The following is a 15,914-nucleotide window of genomic DNA, read 5'->3' on the forward strand; positions in this document are numbered from 1 at the left end:
AATACTAAATCAGACGTCAGATGTCAACACTTTTTTTGACAAAAATTGTATTAAAATAAATACAATCTTATATGTACTCTAACGCCTGACTGATATTCGATACTCCTACTACTTTTATGCCCTCTATACTCTTAAGATGCTCTGCATTTGTCTTTGGCATAATACATGTCCGGAAGCCCATTTTCACAGCTTCTCTTACACGCTGCTCTGCTGCGGATACGCCACGAACTTCTCCTGAAAGTCCTACTTCACCGAATACGACCATACTCTCATCCAATGGACAATTACGAAAACTGGAAACAAGTGCAAATACAATTCCAAGATCTGCTGCCGGATCATCAAGCCGCATACCACCGGCTATATTGACATATGCATCACTTCCTGATAATACCATCCCCGCTCTCTTTTCAAGTACCGCAAGAAGAAGGTTCACACGATTATAGTCCAAACCAACTGTTGTACGTCTCGGCAGATTAAAGCTGGTCTGGCAGACCAGTGCCTGGATCTCCAACAGGATCGGTCTGGTTCCTTCTAAAGAACATACCACAACCGAACCGGATGTCTGAAGCGGTCTGCCTGCCAGCATAACCTTCGATGGATTATTCACCTCTGATAAGCCGGTTTCAAGCATTTCAAATACACCGATCTCATTTGTTGATCCAAATCTGTTCTTTACCGCACGAAGAATACGGAAGCCTGCATTACGATCGCCTTCAAAATACAACACCGTATCTACCATATGTTCCAGATTTCTCGGGCCTGCTACCGTTCCTTCCTTCGTAACATGTCCAACGATAAAGATCGCTATATCCATCTGTTTTGCCATCTGCATCAAACGTGCTGTTACTTCTTTTACCTGAGATACACTTCCCGGTGCCGAAGCAATATCCTCTACTACTATTGTCTGGATTGAGTCGATAACAATAACCTTCGGTCTGTCCTTCTTAACATATTCTTCTACATCTTCCAGATTATTTACGCACAAAAGCAGCATATTCTTCTGAAATGTACCAATTCGTTCCGCGCGCATCTTGATCTGTGACAAAGATTCCTCGCCTGAAACATAGAGGATCTTATGACCATCCGCCGATAGATTTCTGCACATCTGAAGCAGGATTGTCGACTTACCGATACCGGGATCTCCCCCTACCAAAACAAGAGAACCGTTTACGATTCCTCCTCCAAGTACTCTGTTCAATTCTTCCAGTCCTGTGGAAAATCTTGTCTCATCAGCCGTTTTTACTTCTAAAATACTTGTAGGCACCACAGCAGTCCGTCCTCCGGACTGTTTTCTGGCGCCTACCGTTACTTTTTCTTCACAGAACGTATTCCAGGATCTGCAACCCGGACACTGTCCCATCCATTTTGCTGACTCAAATCCACATTCCCGGCAAAAAAAGATCTGTTTTTCTTTTGCCATATAAACTCCTAGTCAAATGCTTTTCTGACGTCTACTTTTACTTCTCTGCCCGGTTCAAGATCTACACTGATGCTTAACTTGCCACCGAGATTTGTTTTATTCTTTCCTACATATATATCATCAATATGAATCTTGTAATCTGTTTCCGGTTCCAGCTCCAGTGTAATAGATGAGGTCTCTGTTCCTTCTACTATAAATGATACATCTTCTTCTGATGAACGGAAGCCATGTACCGCTGTACCCGGTACTGATTCATATACAAACATACCATTCTTCTCAAGTTTGGTGATCTCATTGAAAGTCTTGATCTTATAGATATCACCTTTATATTCAATACCATCTTTCTTTGTCTTTGTTGCTAATTCATAATTTCCGAAATCCAGTGAATCGGACTCTATGTTAATTAAATCGTTGATTACTGACATTTTTATCCTCCTGTACATTATACTCATGCCTTACCCGGCACTTTTATAATCTGATTATACAATAATGCTCCGGCTTTTGCCACACCAAATATAATCAGTTCACAATTATTTTATAGAATTGGAAGCAACTACTTTTCAGGCTCATTTTTTACTACAAACTTCACCTTATCGTTGCGCACAGTCACCTGAACGGTATCTCCTCGTTTGATCTCACCTTTTAAGACTGCTTCTGCAAGCTCATCTTCTATATTCGTCTGAATCGCACGTTTCAACGGTCTTGCTCCGTATTTCTTATCGTAGCCTTTCTCAAAGATCAGTTTCTTAACTGCATCTCCAAACTTCAACTGAATCTCCATCTGCGATGCAACACGTTGCTTTAATTCTTTTAATAGAAGATTCGAAATATTTCTTACATCATCCTCTGTCAGTGCACGGAATACGATAATGTCGTCAATACGGTTCAAGAACTCCGGCTTGAAGTTCTGTTTTACCTCATCCATAACATTCTTCTTCATATCTTCGTGCTCTGTATCTGCATTTGACGCGGTAACAAATCCAAGCTTCTTCGGATCAATAATCCTCTGTGCACCGGTATTAGATGTCATGATAATTATCGTGTTCTTAAAATCTACTTTTCTGCCCTGAGAATCTGTAATATGTCCATCATCCAGTACCTGCAACAATATATTAAACACATCACTATGTGCCTTTTCTATCTCATCAAACAATATAACAGAGTACGGATTGGAACGGACTTTCTCGCTCAACTGTCCTCCTTCCTCAAAACCAACATAGCCCGGAGGCGACCCGATCAGCTTCGACACACTGTGTTTCTCCATGTACTCCGACATATCGACACGGATCAGCGCGTCCTCGCTGCCAAATACTGCTTCTGCAAGAGCTTTCGACAATTCAGTCTTACCTACGCCGGTAGGTCCAAGGAATAAGAACGAACCAACCGGACGTTTGGGATCTTTTAAGCCTACACGGCTTCTCTTGATCGCCTTTGCTACCGCATCAACTGCTTCATTCTGACCGACAACTCTCTTATGCAGCTCCTCTTCCAGACGTTCCAGACGTTTGGATTCCTGTTCGGTCAGTTTATTTACCGGAATCTTCGTCCATACAGATACAACATCCGCAATATCCTCTGCATCTACTACAACATTTTTCGCATTTTTATTCTGCTTCATTTTATCAAGCTTTGCTTCCAGCTTTCTCTGTTTCTTTAACAGCTCTGCCGCTTCATCGATACCTCCAGCCTCTAAAATGTTCACAAGATCATCGGAAAGCGCTTGTATCTCAAGCTCCAATGGCAGGGTCTTCTTTGCTTTTTTCCCGAATCCCAGACGTTTTCTGGAACAGGCTTCATCCATCAGATCAATAGCTTTATCCGGCAGGAAACGGTCACTGATATATCGAACCGATAATGATACCGCTGTTTCCAGTGCCTGATCACTGATCTCTACATGATGATGTTCCTCGTATGCAGGTCGAAGTCCCTTTAAGATCTCTACTGTTTCTTCATTGGTCGGTTCTTCCACATAGACCGGCTGAAATCTTCGCTCCAACGCTGCATCCTTTTCTATATATTTTCTGTATTCTGCACGCGTCGTCGCTCCGATCATCTGGATCTCTCCGCGCGATAAGGATGGTTTTAAGATATTAGATGCATCGATTGCTCCCTCTGCTCCACCGGCTCCGATGATCGTATGAAGCTCATCCACAAACAGAATGACATTTCCGGCATTTTTTACCTCTGCGATCACCTTCTTGATCCGTTCCTCAAATTCTCCACGGTACTTGGAACCCGCTACCATACTGGATAAATCTAATGACAGCAGTCGTTTATCCCGCACCGTATCCGGCACATCTCCTGCAGCAATCAGGTAAGCAATCCCCTCTGCTACCGCAGTCTTACCTACACCCGGTTCTCCAACCATACATGGGTTGTTCTTCATACGCCTGCTTAAAATCTGAAGCACACGCTCTATCTCTTTCTCTCTGCCTATAACCGGATCCAGATTGCCCATACGGGCATCCATCGTCATATCTCTGGAGAACTGGTCCAACGTCGGTGTTGCCGATGCCTTGGATTTATTCTTTCCCTTTTTAAGACTTACAAATTCTTTCTTTGCCGTACTGCCATCCACTCCGCATGCAGACATGATATCTACATATATTTTCTGGATATTTGCCTTTAATGACAGTATGATCTTTACCGCCGTACAATCCAGATGCTTCAAAACGGCAATCAGAAGATGTTCACTTCCTATCTCTGTACTTTCCAGACGTTTTGCCTCATTTCCCGCAAGCTCCAGGATTGACTCTGCGGATTTTGTATATTTGCTTTTTTCTGCACCAAAGGTTCCTCCGGCTAATGGTATCTGGCTTAAGATATTAATGATCGACTGTATCGTTACTCCATTTTCCTGCAAAACAACAAACGGTGCCGTATCACTGACAAAGGTAAGTGCCATCAGCAGATGTTCGCTTCCTATATAATTCTGTCCCAGCTTCTTGGATATCCGTTTAGCTTCTTTTAATATTTCCTGTAATTTTTCACTGTTCGGAAGTTTCAAATTATGTCACCTCTTTTTTCATAGTATATGACATTTTCTGTCCTACTATCTTCTGTTATGATACAAAAGTCCCCGGCTCCCATATATTAGTATGTTCCCCAGAGACTTTTTTCTTTCGTATATCTTTCAATAATAATTAACACTCATCAATCGCTTTACCGATATCATGGCGCATATATTTATTCTCAAATGTGATCCACTCGGTTGCCTTGTATGCATTTGCACGGGCTTCATGAAGATCCTTTCCTGTAGCTGTTACTCCAAGTACACGACCGCCATTTGTTACAACTTTGCCGTCTTCAAACTTAGTTCCGGCATGGAATACATAATATCCGTCCTTGTCTTTGAATGTCTCAAGGCCTGAGATCGGATAGCCTTTCTTATAGGAAACCGGATAACCGTCAGATGCAAGTACTACACATACAGCAGCGTTGTCTTCAAATTCAAGCTCTACCTGATCCAGTGTTCCGTCAATACAAGCCTCAAATACATCAATGATATCATTCTTCATTCTAGGAAGAACAACCTGCGCCTCCGGATCTCCAAATCTTGCATTATATTCCAGTACCTTTACGCCCTGTGGTGTGATCATAAGTCCGCAGAATAATACGCCCTTGAATTCTCTTCCCTCTGCCTTCATGGCTGCCATTGTAGGCTTGTATATATTCTCCATGCAGTAATCTGCGATCTCATCTGTATAGAATGGGCTTGGTGAAAATGTTCCCATTCCACCGGTATTCAACCCCTGATCACCGTCCTGTGCACGCTTATGATCCTGTGCAGAGGTCATTGGTTTGATCGTTGTACCATCACAGAATGCAAGAACAGACACCTCACGTCCTGTCATGAATTCCTCGATAACCATAGTATTTCCCGCATTTCCAAAATGCTTATCCAGCATGATCTCTTTTACGCCGGCTTTTGCTTCTTCCAGATCCTTACAGATCAGAACACCTTTACCAAGTGCCAGTCCATCTGCTTTTAATACGATCGGAAAGCTTGCCGTTTCAAGATATGCAAGTGCTGATTCTGCATCTGTAAAATTCTCATATGCGGCTGTAGGTATATTGTATTTTTTCATAAGATCCTTGGAAAATGCCTTTGAACCTTCGATGATCGCTGCATTTGCACGAGGACCGAATGCACGGATACCTGCCGCTTCAAATGTATCGACTGCACCGGCAACCAACGGGTCATCCGGAGCTACAACTGCAAGATCAATTGCTTCCTTCTTTGCGAAATCAACCAGTTTATCAAATTCCATAACACCGATATCCACACATTCTGCCAGTTCTGCAATACCTGCATTTCCCGGTGCACAATAGATCTTTGTTACTTTACTGCTCTTTGCAATACTTGTAATAATAGCATGCTCTCTTCCGCCGCCACCTACAACTAAAATCTTCATTTGTTTTCCTCCTGTCAGTCTTCTACAACTGTTATGCCGTCTTCGATCCGAACCTTTCCATGTGCGATCTTATCAATAGCAGCAGGTAGAATATTCCACTCTGCCTGCTCCATGACTCTCTGCTGAAGCACCTTCGGAGTATCTCCGTTTTGTACTGCAACCGCTTTCTGCATAATGATCGGACCAGTATCGGTTCCTTTATCTACAAAATGTACCGTAGCACCTACTACTTTTACACCTCTTTTTAACGCTGCCTCATGAACCTTGAGTCCATAATAGCCTGTGCCACAAAAAGCAGGGATCAGAGAAGGATGAATATTGATAATCCGATTCTCAAATGCATCGATCACGCTCTCCGGAATAACTACAAGGTATCCCGCAAGTACGATCAGATCCGGATTCACTTCCTGTAAAGTCTTCAACAGGTTCTCATTAAATACTTCTCTTGTTTCAAAATCCTTTGGTGATACTACGATATCTTTTATACCTGCCTGTTTTGCACGTTCCAGTGCATAGGCATTTTTATTATTACTGATAACTGCCGCGATCTCGGTGTCTGTGATCTTTCCTGCTGCGATCGCATCAATGATCGCCTGCAAGTTCGTACCGCCACCGGAAACCAGAACTGCTATTCTTAGCATAAATCTACTCCCTTTTCACCGGCTACTACTGTACCGAGAACAAATGCCTTGTCTCCGGCACTCTCTATAGCTGCTATTGTCTTATCTGCATCTGCAGGATCTATTGCAAGGCACATACCAACACCCATGTTATATGTGTTGTACATCATATGCTCATCTATATCGCCCTTCTTTGCAAGGAGCTTGAATATAGCAGGCACTTCATATGAGTCCTTCTTCACCTGTGCACGAGCTCCGTCCGGAAGCATTCTTGGAATGTTCTCATAGAAACCGCCACCTGTAATATGGCTGCAACCCTTAATCATTACACCGGCATCCTTTACTGCCTTTAATGCTTTTACATAAATTCTTGTCGGAGCAAGAAGTGCTTCGCCAAGTGTTGTTCCGAGTTCATCATAATATGTATCCAGAGATTCCTTTGTCATCTCAAATACTTTACGAACCAATGAGAAACCATTGCTGTGTACACCGCTGGAAGCGATACCGATCAATGTATCTCCGGCTTTGATATTCTCTCCTGTGATAAGTTCATCCTTCTCTACGACACCTACAGCAAATCCCGCAAGGTCATACTCATTCTCCGGCATAAGTCCCGGATGCTCTGCTGTCTCACCGCCAACTAAAGCTGCACCGGACTGGTTACAGCCTTCTGCAACACCACTTACGATCGTAGCGATCTTTTCCGGATAATTCTTACCACATGCTATATAATCCAGGAAGAAAAGAGGTTCTCCACCAGAACATGCAATATCATTCACGCACATAGCCACAGCATCGATTCCGATCGTATCGTGCTTATCCATGATATATGCAAGCTGTACTTTTGTACCGCATCCATCTGTTCCAGACAGTAATACAGGCTCTTTCATCTCTTTGATCTTTGCAAGACTGAACGCACCAGCAAAACCTCCGATACCACCTAATACCTCTGGTCTCATGGTTGTCTTGATGTGCTTCTTCATAAGTTCTACTGACTTATATCCTGCCTCAATATCAACGCCGGCATTCTTGTAATCCATTGTAAAATCCTCCTGTTTTATCCATTATAAAGTGCATTTTCATGCCAATTGATTCTTATAAATTATACGGGATTAATTTCTGTTTGTAAAGAAGCCATTCTCACAAATATACCAACCCAAAACAGGTCTCTGTTCGGCACAATTTTGTTCATCAGCAAAGCGTGTTTCTTTTTTTGAAAAATACTATATAAATATCAAATATAATTTGATAATGATTCCCATTTATGGTAATATAATATCATATGCAGAGTAACTGTATTTTCGTTAACAAGAGGTAGTTGTATGACAAATAATAGATTAAACATCGGATTATTCATATGTCATCTCGACAATGAATATGCAAATGAAATATGTAAAGGAGCTGAATACGCAGCGAAAGAGCTGGACGTGAATCTCATCGTCTTTCCGGGCATGTTTTTAAATGCTTCATTTAACGATCCTGAAAACGAAATTTATGATTATCAGTACAACTCTGTTTTTTATTATGCTAAAAAAGAAAATCTGGATGCCCTGATCGTGTCCGTTGGCACGATTGCATCTTTTATATCACAAAAAAGTATCGAAGCATTTTTGGATACCTTTAAGGATATTCCGATTCTTACTCTGGAATCTAAGGTTTCAGGTTATCCTTGTTTACAGACCGACAGTACTGCCGGTCTTCGAGATGCCATTGAACATCTGATTATTCATCACAACCGAAAGCATATCTGTTTTGTTGCCGGAAGAAAGACAAATGAAGATGCTCTGGAACGTTTGAATATATACCGAACTACAATGAAAGCCCACAACATACCGGTCACCGAAGATATGATCGTATACGGTGATTATTCTGAATACAGTCGTGAGATTGTCGGCAAACTGCTTGATGATAATCCGGATGCTGATGCAATTATTTTCTCTAACGATCAGATGGCTATCGGCGGCTATCAGGAATTGAAAAGCCGTAACATCCGAATCGGAGCTGATATCAGTGTAATCGGTTTTGACAACTCTCCTGGTTCCGTAACTATGGTTCCACCCCTTACAACCGTAAACGCGAACACCCCTGCATTGGGCTATCGTGCCGTTGGCAAGATAATTCAGGATATTAAGGCAGGCGAATTCTGTTCTTCTGTCTTGGATTCCCACTTTGTAAAACGATTATCATGTGGGTGCAGTCTGCATGAAAATACCGAACATATGCCGATTGACAATTCCTCTACTGTAACAGATATTCTGGAATACTGTGATGATTCTATTTTAGGCAACATTAAAAACAGCTTTTTTGGTACGATTGTTCTTGATCAGATCAACAGCATCTGGAAGGATATAATAGAAATTGCTATTTTACCAAAGGCAAAACCATATCCAAAGAATCTGATTGTAGACAAACTGATGTCATTATTGTCATCTTCTGTCACAAGTTTCTTTTCAGTAACCAATATTGCATTTTCATTCCGTTGTTTTTCCGGTGTCATCATAGCATTAATCAATGATCCGGATAAACGGTCTGAATACTATCGGCTAAATTCTCATATTACAAGTGCTATCGCACAGTTTTTGTCAACTTCTTTGTACCAACAGGAACATGACAGCAAAACGGGATCATGGTCTTCAATCTATATTACAAGAGATACTCTTACATATGGAACCGATACAGCAAAAACCTTTTCATCTATGCTTGCTAAATTAAAAGACCTTGGATTTGCAGCATCTTATTTATATGCGTATGATGAGCCCGTCGCCATTCAACCGGACGGAAGCTGGAAAACGCCGGATACTTTGTATCTTCAAGCTTTTTACAATCCAAAACATACAGCTGTTTTATCAGGTGAAACACGTCGTATTGCATCTACCGATATCTTCGACAATGAATATACCGGTTTTGAAGATAGATTTACCGTTGTTATTGTTCCTATTTTTACAAATGAACAACATCATGGTCTGTTTGTATGCAATACAGATGTAAATCACTTTGGACACATTTATACAACTTCTCTTCATCTTGGGGCTTCTTTTAAATATTTATCACTTTTAAAAGAACAGATCCAGACAAAAGAACAATTAGTAATGTCCTTAAATGAGATCCATGAAAAAAATGAGCTGTTAAATCACCTGTCTACCTCCGATGAACTGACCGGAGTCAATAACAGACGTGGATTAATGGAAAAAGTAGAATACCTGATCAATAAACCTGCCAATCATGGACGTAAAGCAATGCTACTGTTTGCAGACATGGACAGCTTAAAGATCGTAAACGATAAATTCGGACACAACGATGGAGATTTTGCTTTAAAGAATATTGCAAATATCCTGATGACAAGTTTCCGGGCGAGTGACATTGTCGGTCGAATCGGCGGTGATGAGTTTGTATGTTTTGCTTTCATTGATGATCTTGATTTTCCTAAGACTGTACAGGCAAGGATTCAGGAATTGTCCAATGAATTAAATGAAACCTGTGGCAAACCATATTATATCGAAATGAGTGTCGGTGTATCGGAATTTTCCTGCGATCCGGATATCAAGATTGAGGATCTGTTAAGCCAGGCAGACAGCGCACTGTATTCAAATAAACGATATAAGCGAATGTCTGTTTTAAAATAATAAAATACGATACGAATACTAACTTCTTTATAAAAGCACAGATAAACGCTATGAAATAAAATAAACCATATAAATGATAGTTTCTCTCCCATGTTCAGGATGATGAATCCACTCTCATTTATATGGTTTATTTTTTATTTTGCCTCTTTAAACGGCTCATTTAACATCTCTGTTCCCGGAAGAACAAATCTGCCATTTTCGATAATGGCAACTTTGGTTCCATCTGCATGAACCGAATAAATGCCTCCGATCTCATCATATGGTATCGTAATATCGGTATGGCAGTTAAAATATGCCTTGCTGATATCCGTCTTTCGAAGGATCGAGCACTCATTATCCTTTGCAACGATTTCCTTGCCGTCCGGATTATGAAGGATATTTTCTTCGCTCCAGCTATAGCAGGTATCACCGACTGCAAAATGCGGCCCCATCTTCTCTACGATCAGAATCGGCAGTTTATATACCATGTTATATTTATTTGCAAGTACATATGCGGTCGTATTTGTTCCGATTGCAAACTCTCCGATCGGCAGTGTCTCCCGTCCGCCCAGAAGATTGTCCTTTACAAATTTGATATTATCTTCTTCTCTGTCAAAGTTCTTGCAGGTATAGGTTCTGATCTTTCCATCTTCAAAGGTCAGCTTGAGATCGACATATTTCAGATCATTCAGATAGACCTCACTTACATTTAAAACTCCATGCGTTCCGGTAAGCTTCGGCGATGTAAAAACCTCGCCAAGAGGAATATTCACATCCGCCAGACAGTTCTCAAAATTTGTCTCTGTCTCCGGGTGCTCTAACACATGCAGCATTACCTTCATATCAGTCTGATTGCCATTCTGTCCGATCACATGTACCCATTCTGCCTGATCCAGCTCATCGATGATCGTCTGATGAATCGGACGATATGCATTACTCTTCAAATTGTTTATTCGAATGATCTGTTCAAATATCTCCTCATAATTATCTCCGATCTCAGGCATTGGATATGCGATGATTGTAAAGCTATACTCATCTCCCGGTATATATTCATTCACAATCTGTGACAGTTCATTGGTATATTCCACACCAAGCTCCTGCTGCTTCTTGCTAAGCGTAAGCTGTCCTGGCTTGCTTACCGGTTCAAACGGTGTCTCACCAAAGATCTCGATACACGCCGGTCCTGCATATACGGACGCCTCATATCTGTATTTCTCATAAGCGCCACGCATTATCTCTAATTTTCGTTCCATCAACTTACGATCAAGGAATAACGCCTGATCCATCTGATGATCGTAATCCATCTGCTTATTTACCGGAGTACCTACATAACCGATCCGGTTCATTCTGATCCGATTGATCCGGTTGGTATCATAACGGAAGCATAACGGTTCCAGCCCCATATCACGGAACTGAAGAATTGCAGCTTTTACGATACGCTCCATACCGATCGAATAGCGGATATTTACATGCTTCTTTTTTGACATATCAATTCCGGCCGCTACAAAGCCCTGTCGAAACCCTTCTGTATAAGTCCGGGCAATCGACGCCATTTTTTCTGATGACATCCTGCGAAGAAACGCTTCCGTTTCCAATTCATTCTTTCCGATGTATTCGCCATATTCATATAAATAGCTGTTATCTCCGTCTTCACATTTCATGACAATATCTGTCGCAAAGGAAAGAATCGGATCCATCTTCTCACGCACACGATAATCCATGAAGAACTCCGCATAATCATGTTCAAAATAATAAATGGCATCTTTTACTGCTTTAACAGATGGAAAATCCTCAAAGATCCCATATACCTCCACAAACAATTCAAACCATACAGTAAGGTCTACAACTCTTCCTTCAAATGCTGCCGCGATCAGTCCATGGAATTCATAACAAAGGAATGTCAGGTAGTCAGCATACGAATATTCCCGCCACTCTGTATCTTCGATCTCATCCTCTGTTATCTTCTCACCAAACATCTGGCGGGTATATTCATAGTTGCAATAGCTTGTTCCATAATTTTCGGGCATAACATCCTGATAAAGTGCTGCATTTATCTGCTGTAATTCATCTGCTGTACAGCTCTCCGAAATGGATATTCCACTTTTTACCTTTTCAATCACTCTATCTAACTGCAGTAAAAATTCTCCGGTCTTTACAAAATAATCCCGATACCGCATGTCCACTGTTTCCTCTTTTGTGATTGAACGGATCCGTTCAACCATCAATTCGTAACGGTCTTCGATATCTTCATATTCTGCTGTTATATCCTTATAATATGTCATTTATTGTCTCCCTTTATGTTTCCAAGTTGAATGTTCTTCCGAAACACCTCATCGATCACCTGATATAACGTCTCTGATCCCTCCGGTGTCCGCTTATTTCTGCCATACACCTGACTCTCAAAAACTCCATGCTCTTTCCAGCCTTTTCCTCCGACTGCATCGCCTAACATAACCGGTGCCAGATTATCCATCACATGTGCAAATTTGGCTTCCGGCGTCTGATACTCCTCAAATTCATCCCATAGCCCACGAAGCTTCTTTGCCTGATCTTCCGGCAGGATATTAAATATCCGGTCAGCAGCCTTCAATTCCCGCTCTCTTTTTGTTGCATTTGCATTTTTATCATATGCATATGTATCACCTGCATCTATCTCGATCAGATCATGAACCAGCAGCATGGAAACCAACCTTAATACGTCAACCGGTTCATTTGAATATTCCGCCAGCAAGATTGCCATAAGTGCAATATGCCAGGAATGTTCTGCGTCATCTTCTTTTCTGATCCCATCTGTCAGATACGTCTGTCTGACTACAAATTTACTCTTGTCTACTTCCAATATAAAATCCAGCTGTTTCCTTAATCTTTCATCCATATACTACATCCCTTTAATAAAAAAGATACCCGCTATCACAAATACAACAATATTCAGGTAAACAGCCATTTTTTTAGATGTGACACCGCCTTCCTCAGAATGGTATCCGATTACGCCAAATACGATTCCTGTTAATGCCATCAAAAATGCACTGATCATCAATACACCATAGATACGTTCTACCGCACCTCTTGATATAATAGATTTGATCACGGACAGTACTATAAAAACACCACCGAGTATTCCTAATATATACGAAATTGTTGTATCTCTTGAATTTCCGGAAGGAGCCATCCTGAAATCACTGTTTTTCAAACTCTTTTCTCCTTTTTCTGTCAAATCTTGCTAAAATATAATAAATAATGTATCCAAGCATGCCGCCAAAGGTATTCATGATAATATCATCCACATCAAACACCCCAAGTTTTGTTATCAACTGTACCAGTTCAATACTTAACGAAAACGCAAATGCCGCCAGAGTCGCTGTAAAAAATCCGGTCTTTTTACCTCTAACCCAGCGGATCAACATTCCAAATGGTACAAAAGCAAGAACATTTCCAACCAGATTCAACATCACGCTTGTGGTCGTCATATAACTTCTGTACTTTACGAAACGCTTAATCTCGAGAAACGGTGTCAGATTGTACCGCATCTCTTCATATCCATGTCCCCTTCCAAACATATCACTGAATATCAGAAAATAGACAATGGATATACTGTATAATATAAATAGCACCAGGCATAACACCCGCAGCTTTTTCTTATTTTCTATGCTCAATGCCAGCCTCCAGGTAATATTATTTCCTCATTTTTATTAACTGGGTAAGAAGTCTGTCTGCACACTCCTCTTTACTCATCTGTGGCAATTCAATATCCTCATCCTGTGTGATCAATGTCAGCACATTGGTATCTGTCCCAAATCCAGCCCCCGCTGTCTTTAAATTATTTGCTGCGACCATATCAATCTTCTTTTTTTCCAGCTTCTTTCTGGAATTCTCTAACAGATTCTGTGTCTCCATCGAAAATCCGCATATGATCTGTCCGGCAAGTCTGCTGTCCCCATTTGTCTTTCTTGCCTCTTCTCTCTGCATTCCAAGGAATGCAAGAATATCCTTTGTTCTTGTAAGCGGAATGCTCATATCAGCATCCGATTTCTTGATCTTGTTATCTGCTACCTCTGCCGGTCTATAATCAGCAACTGCGGCTGCCTTAATAATGATATCCTGATCAGCACTGGCTGCTGTTACAGCTTCATACATATCCTGTGCAGAAGTAACCGGAACCACTGTTACGAATTCCGGTGGTGCAATCGCTACCTTTCCTGTTACGAGGGTTACATCTGCCCCACGGAGCATCGCCTGTCTCGCGATCGCATACCCCATTTTACCAGTTGAATGATTTGAGATAAAGCGAACCGGGTCGATTGCTTCCATCGTAGGACCTGCAGTAACAAGTACTTTTATTCCCTGCATATCTTTCTCTGCTGCAATATTTTTTAATATATAATCAACTAACAACTGCTCACTCGGGAGCTTTCCCTTGCCTGTATCTCCACAGGCAAGGTATCCGCTTGCCGACTCTATGATCTCATAGTCATAGGACTGCAGTTTTCTGATATTATCCTGAACGATCGGATTCTCTAACATATTCGTATTCATTGCAGGTGCGATCAGCTTCGGACATTTTGCTGCCATGATCGTAGTGCTCAACATATCGTCAGCAATTCCGCCTGCAATCTTCCCAATGATATTTGCCGATGCAGGAGCGACCATAAAGACATCTGCCCGTTTTGCAAGTGCAACATGCTCTACGTTAAACTGAAAATTACGATCAAAGGTATCCACCAGACACTTATTTCCTGTTAAGGTCTCAAATGTGATCGGATTGATAAAATTTGTCGCATTTTCTGTCATGATGACATTTACATCTGCATGCAGTTTTACAAGCATACTGGCAACATTTGCCATCTTATATGCCGCTATACTTCCTGTTACACCTAAAACAACGGTCTTATTCTTTAACATCATTTTCTCCATTCTGCATCGTATCATTGAAAATCATTCTGTCCGGAACGAATCCTGATCCGGCTGTTATTTGTTCATATCAAGGATAAAGTTATCGATCAATCTTGCCTTGCCAAATCTGACTGCCATAGCACAAAGGACATGTCCCTCTACTATATCGATTGACTTCATAGTATCCATATCCACCATCTCAACATAATCAATATCTGCAAGTGGCTCTGATCCGATCAGGTCTTTCATTGCTGCTACAATCTTCTTCGCATCTCGCTCACCATCTTCGATCATTTTCTGTCCAAGCTTAACTGACTTGCTCAGTACAACTGCTGCCTGACGTTCTTCCGGCTTCAGATAAATATTTCTGGAACTCTTGGCAAGCCCATCTGCCTCACGGATGATCGGACATCCAACGATCTCAATATCCATGTTCAGATCTGTAACCATACGCATGATGATCGCAAGCTGCTGTGCATCCTTCTGACCAAAATAAGCACGATCCGGCTGAACGATATTGAATAATTTATTTACAACTGTACATACACCTTTGAAATGTACCGGACGAGTCAGTCCGCATAATGCATCCGGAAGCCCTGTCATATTGACATAAGAACAAAATCCCGGCTTATACATTTCTTCCGGTTCCGGATGAAAGATCACATCTGCACCTGTTGTCTCGCATAACTTTGCATCTGCATCAAGATCTCTTGGATAACTCTCCAGGTCCTCTGTTGGTCCAAACTGCATCGGATTGACAAATACAGATACAACGGTTCTGTCATTCTGTTCTACGGATTTCCTGATCAGACTCTGATGTCCCTCATGGAGATATCCCATTGTTGGTACAAGTCCAACACTTAAGCCTTCTTTCTTCCATGCCTTAACCTGACTTCTTACTTCATCTACTGTTTTTAAAATCTTCATTTCTGATTTCCAGTCCTTTCCTGATCCTGTCTCCCGGTTT

Annotated in this window: 13 protein-coding genes; 1 reads left to right on the top strand and 12 read right to left on the bottom strand. The window is 41.4% G+C overall.

What is annotated here, in order from left to right:
- Window positions 1–67: 67 nt before the first annotated feature.
- From radA to purM, 6 genes are all read right to left on the bottom strand, one after another.
- On the bottom strand, window positions 68–1,420 hold the full coding sequence (radA, locus tag DWW43_RS07035; protein WP_119963135.1) for a DNA repair protein RadA: 1,353 nt from the start codon (window positions 1,418–1,420) through the stop codon (window positions 68–70).
- Window positions 1,421–1,428: 8 nt separating this feature from the next.
- The gene (locus tag DWW43_RS07040) at window positions 1,429–1,845 is read right to left on the bottom strand and encodes a hypothetical protein (RefSeq protein ID WP_021944051.1); all 417 of its coding nucleotides are present in this window, start codon (window positions 1,843–1,845) and stop codon (window positions 1,429–1,431) included.
- Window positions 1,846–1,973: 128 nt separating this feature from the next.
- The gene (locus DWW43_RS07045) at window positions 1,974–4,427 is read right to left on the bottom strand and encodes an ATP-dependent Clp protease ATP-binding subunit (RefSeq protein ID WP_119963136.1); all 2,454 of its coding nucleotides are present in this window, start codon (window positions 4,425–4,427) and stop codon (window positions 1,974–1,976) included.
- Window positions 4,428–4,563: 136 nt separating this feature from the next.
- Window positions 4,564–5,835, bottom strand: coding sequence for a phosphoribosylamine--glycine ligase (gene purD, locus DWW43_RS07050; RefSeq protein WP_008403065.1), 1,272 nt, complete (start codon window positions 5,833–5,835; stop codon window positions 4,564–4,566).
- A 14-nt stretch (window positions 5,836–5,849) separates the two neighbouring features.
- On the bottom strand, window positions 5,850–6,476 hold the full coding sequence (gene purN / locus DWW43_RS07055) for a phosphoribosylglycinamide formyltransferase (protein WP_118675599.1): 627 nt from the start codon (window positions 6,474–6,476) through the stop codon (window positions 5,850–5,852).
- Window positions 6,470–7,495 carry a phosphoribosylformylglycinamidine cyclo-ligase gene (gene purM / locus DWW43_RS07060; RefSeq protein ID WP_008403067.1) on the bottom strand — a complete coding sequence of 342 codons (1,026 nt, stop codon included), beginning with the start codon at window positions 7,493–7,495 and terminating at the stop codon, window positions 6,470–6,472. The genes purN and purM overlap by 7 nt, the downstream gene beginning before the upstream one ends.
- Window positions 7,496–7,777: 282 nt before the next feature.
- Here purM and DWW43_RS07065 point away from each other — a divergent pair, with 282 nt between their 5' ends.
- The gene (locus DWW43_RS07065; protein ID WP_119963137.1) at window positions 7,778–10,078 is read left to right on the top strand and encodes a GGDEF domain-containing protein; all 2,301 of its coding nucleotides are present in this window, start codon (window positions 7,778–7,780) and stop codon (window positions 10,076–10,078) included.
- Between the two features lie 134 nt (window positions 10,079–10,212).
- Here DWW43_RS07065 and DWW43_RS07070 read toward each other — a convergent pair whose 3' ends face one another.
- From DWW43_RS07070 to panC, 6 genes are all read right to left on the bottom strand, one after another.
- Entirely contained in the window at window positions 10,213–12,339 is a 2,127-nt protein-coding gene (locus DWW43_RS07070) for an aminopeptidase (protein ID WP_119963138.1), read from the bottom strand.
- Window positions 12,336–12,932: an HD domain-containing protein gene (locus DWW43_RS07075; protein ID WP_119963139.1), complete on the bottom strand. Its 597-nt coding sequence runs from the start codon at window positions 12,930–12,932 to the stop codon at window positions 12,336–12,338. Before DWW43_RS07075 ends, DWW43_RS07070 begins: the two co-directional genes overlap by 4 nt.
- 3 nt (window positions 12,933–12,935) lie before the next feature.
- Complete coding sequence (locus DWW43_RS07080) at window positions 12,936–13,247, bottom strand: hypothetical protein (RefSeq protein WP_243104420.1); 312 nt, start codon at window positions 13,245–13,247, stop codon at window positions 12,936–12,938.
- The gene (locus DWW43_RS07085) at window positions 13,234–13,710 is read right to left on the bottom strand and encodes a VanZ family protein (protein WP_243104421.1); all 477 of its coding nucleotides are present in this window, start codon (window positions 13,708–13,710) and stop codon (window positions 13,234–13,236) included. Before DWW43_RS07085 ends, DWW43_RS07080 begins: the two co-directional genes overlap by 14 nt.
- 19 nt (window positions 13,711–13,729) lie before the next feature.
- Window positions 13,730–14,956, bottom strand: a complete 1,227-nt coding sequence (gene coaBC / locus DWW43_RS07090) for a bifunctional phosphopantothenoylcysteine decarboxylase/phosphopantothenate--cysteine ligase CoaBC (RefSeq protein ID WP_119963140.1) — start codon at window positions 14,954–14,956, stop codon at window positions 13,730–13,732.
- A gap of 66 nt (window positions 14,957–15,022) precedes the next feature.
- Window positions 15,023–15,874, bottom strand: a complete 852-nt coding sequence (gene panC, locus DWW43_RS07095) for a pantoate--beta-alanine ligase (protein WP_008403076.1) — start codon at window positions 15,872–15,874, stop codon at window positions 15,023–15,025.
- Window positions 15,875–15,914 lie beyond the last annotated feature (40 nt).

Source organism: Clostridium sp. AF15-41, from assembly GCF_003604095.1.
In the GTDB taxonomy this organism is placed as follows: domain Bacteria; phylum Bacillota; class Clostridia; order Lachnospirales; family Lachnospiraceae; genus Coprococcus.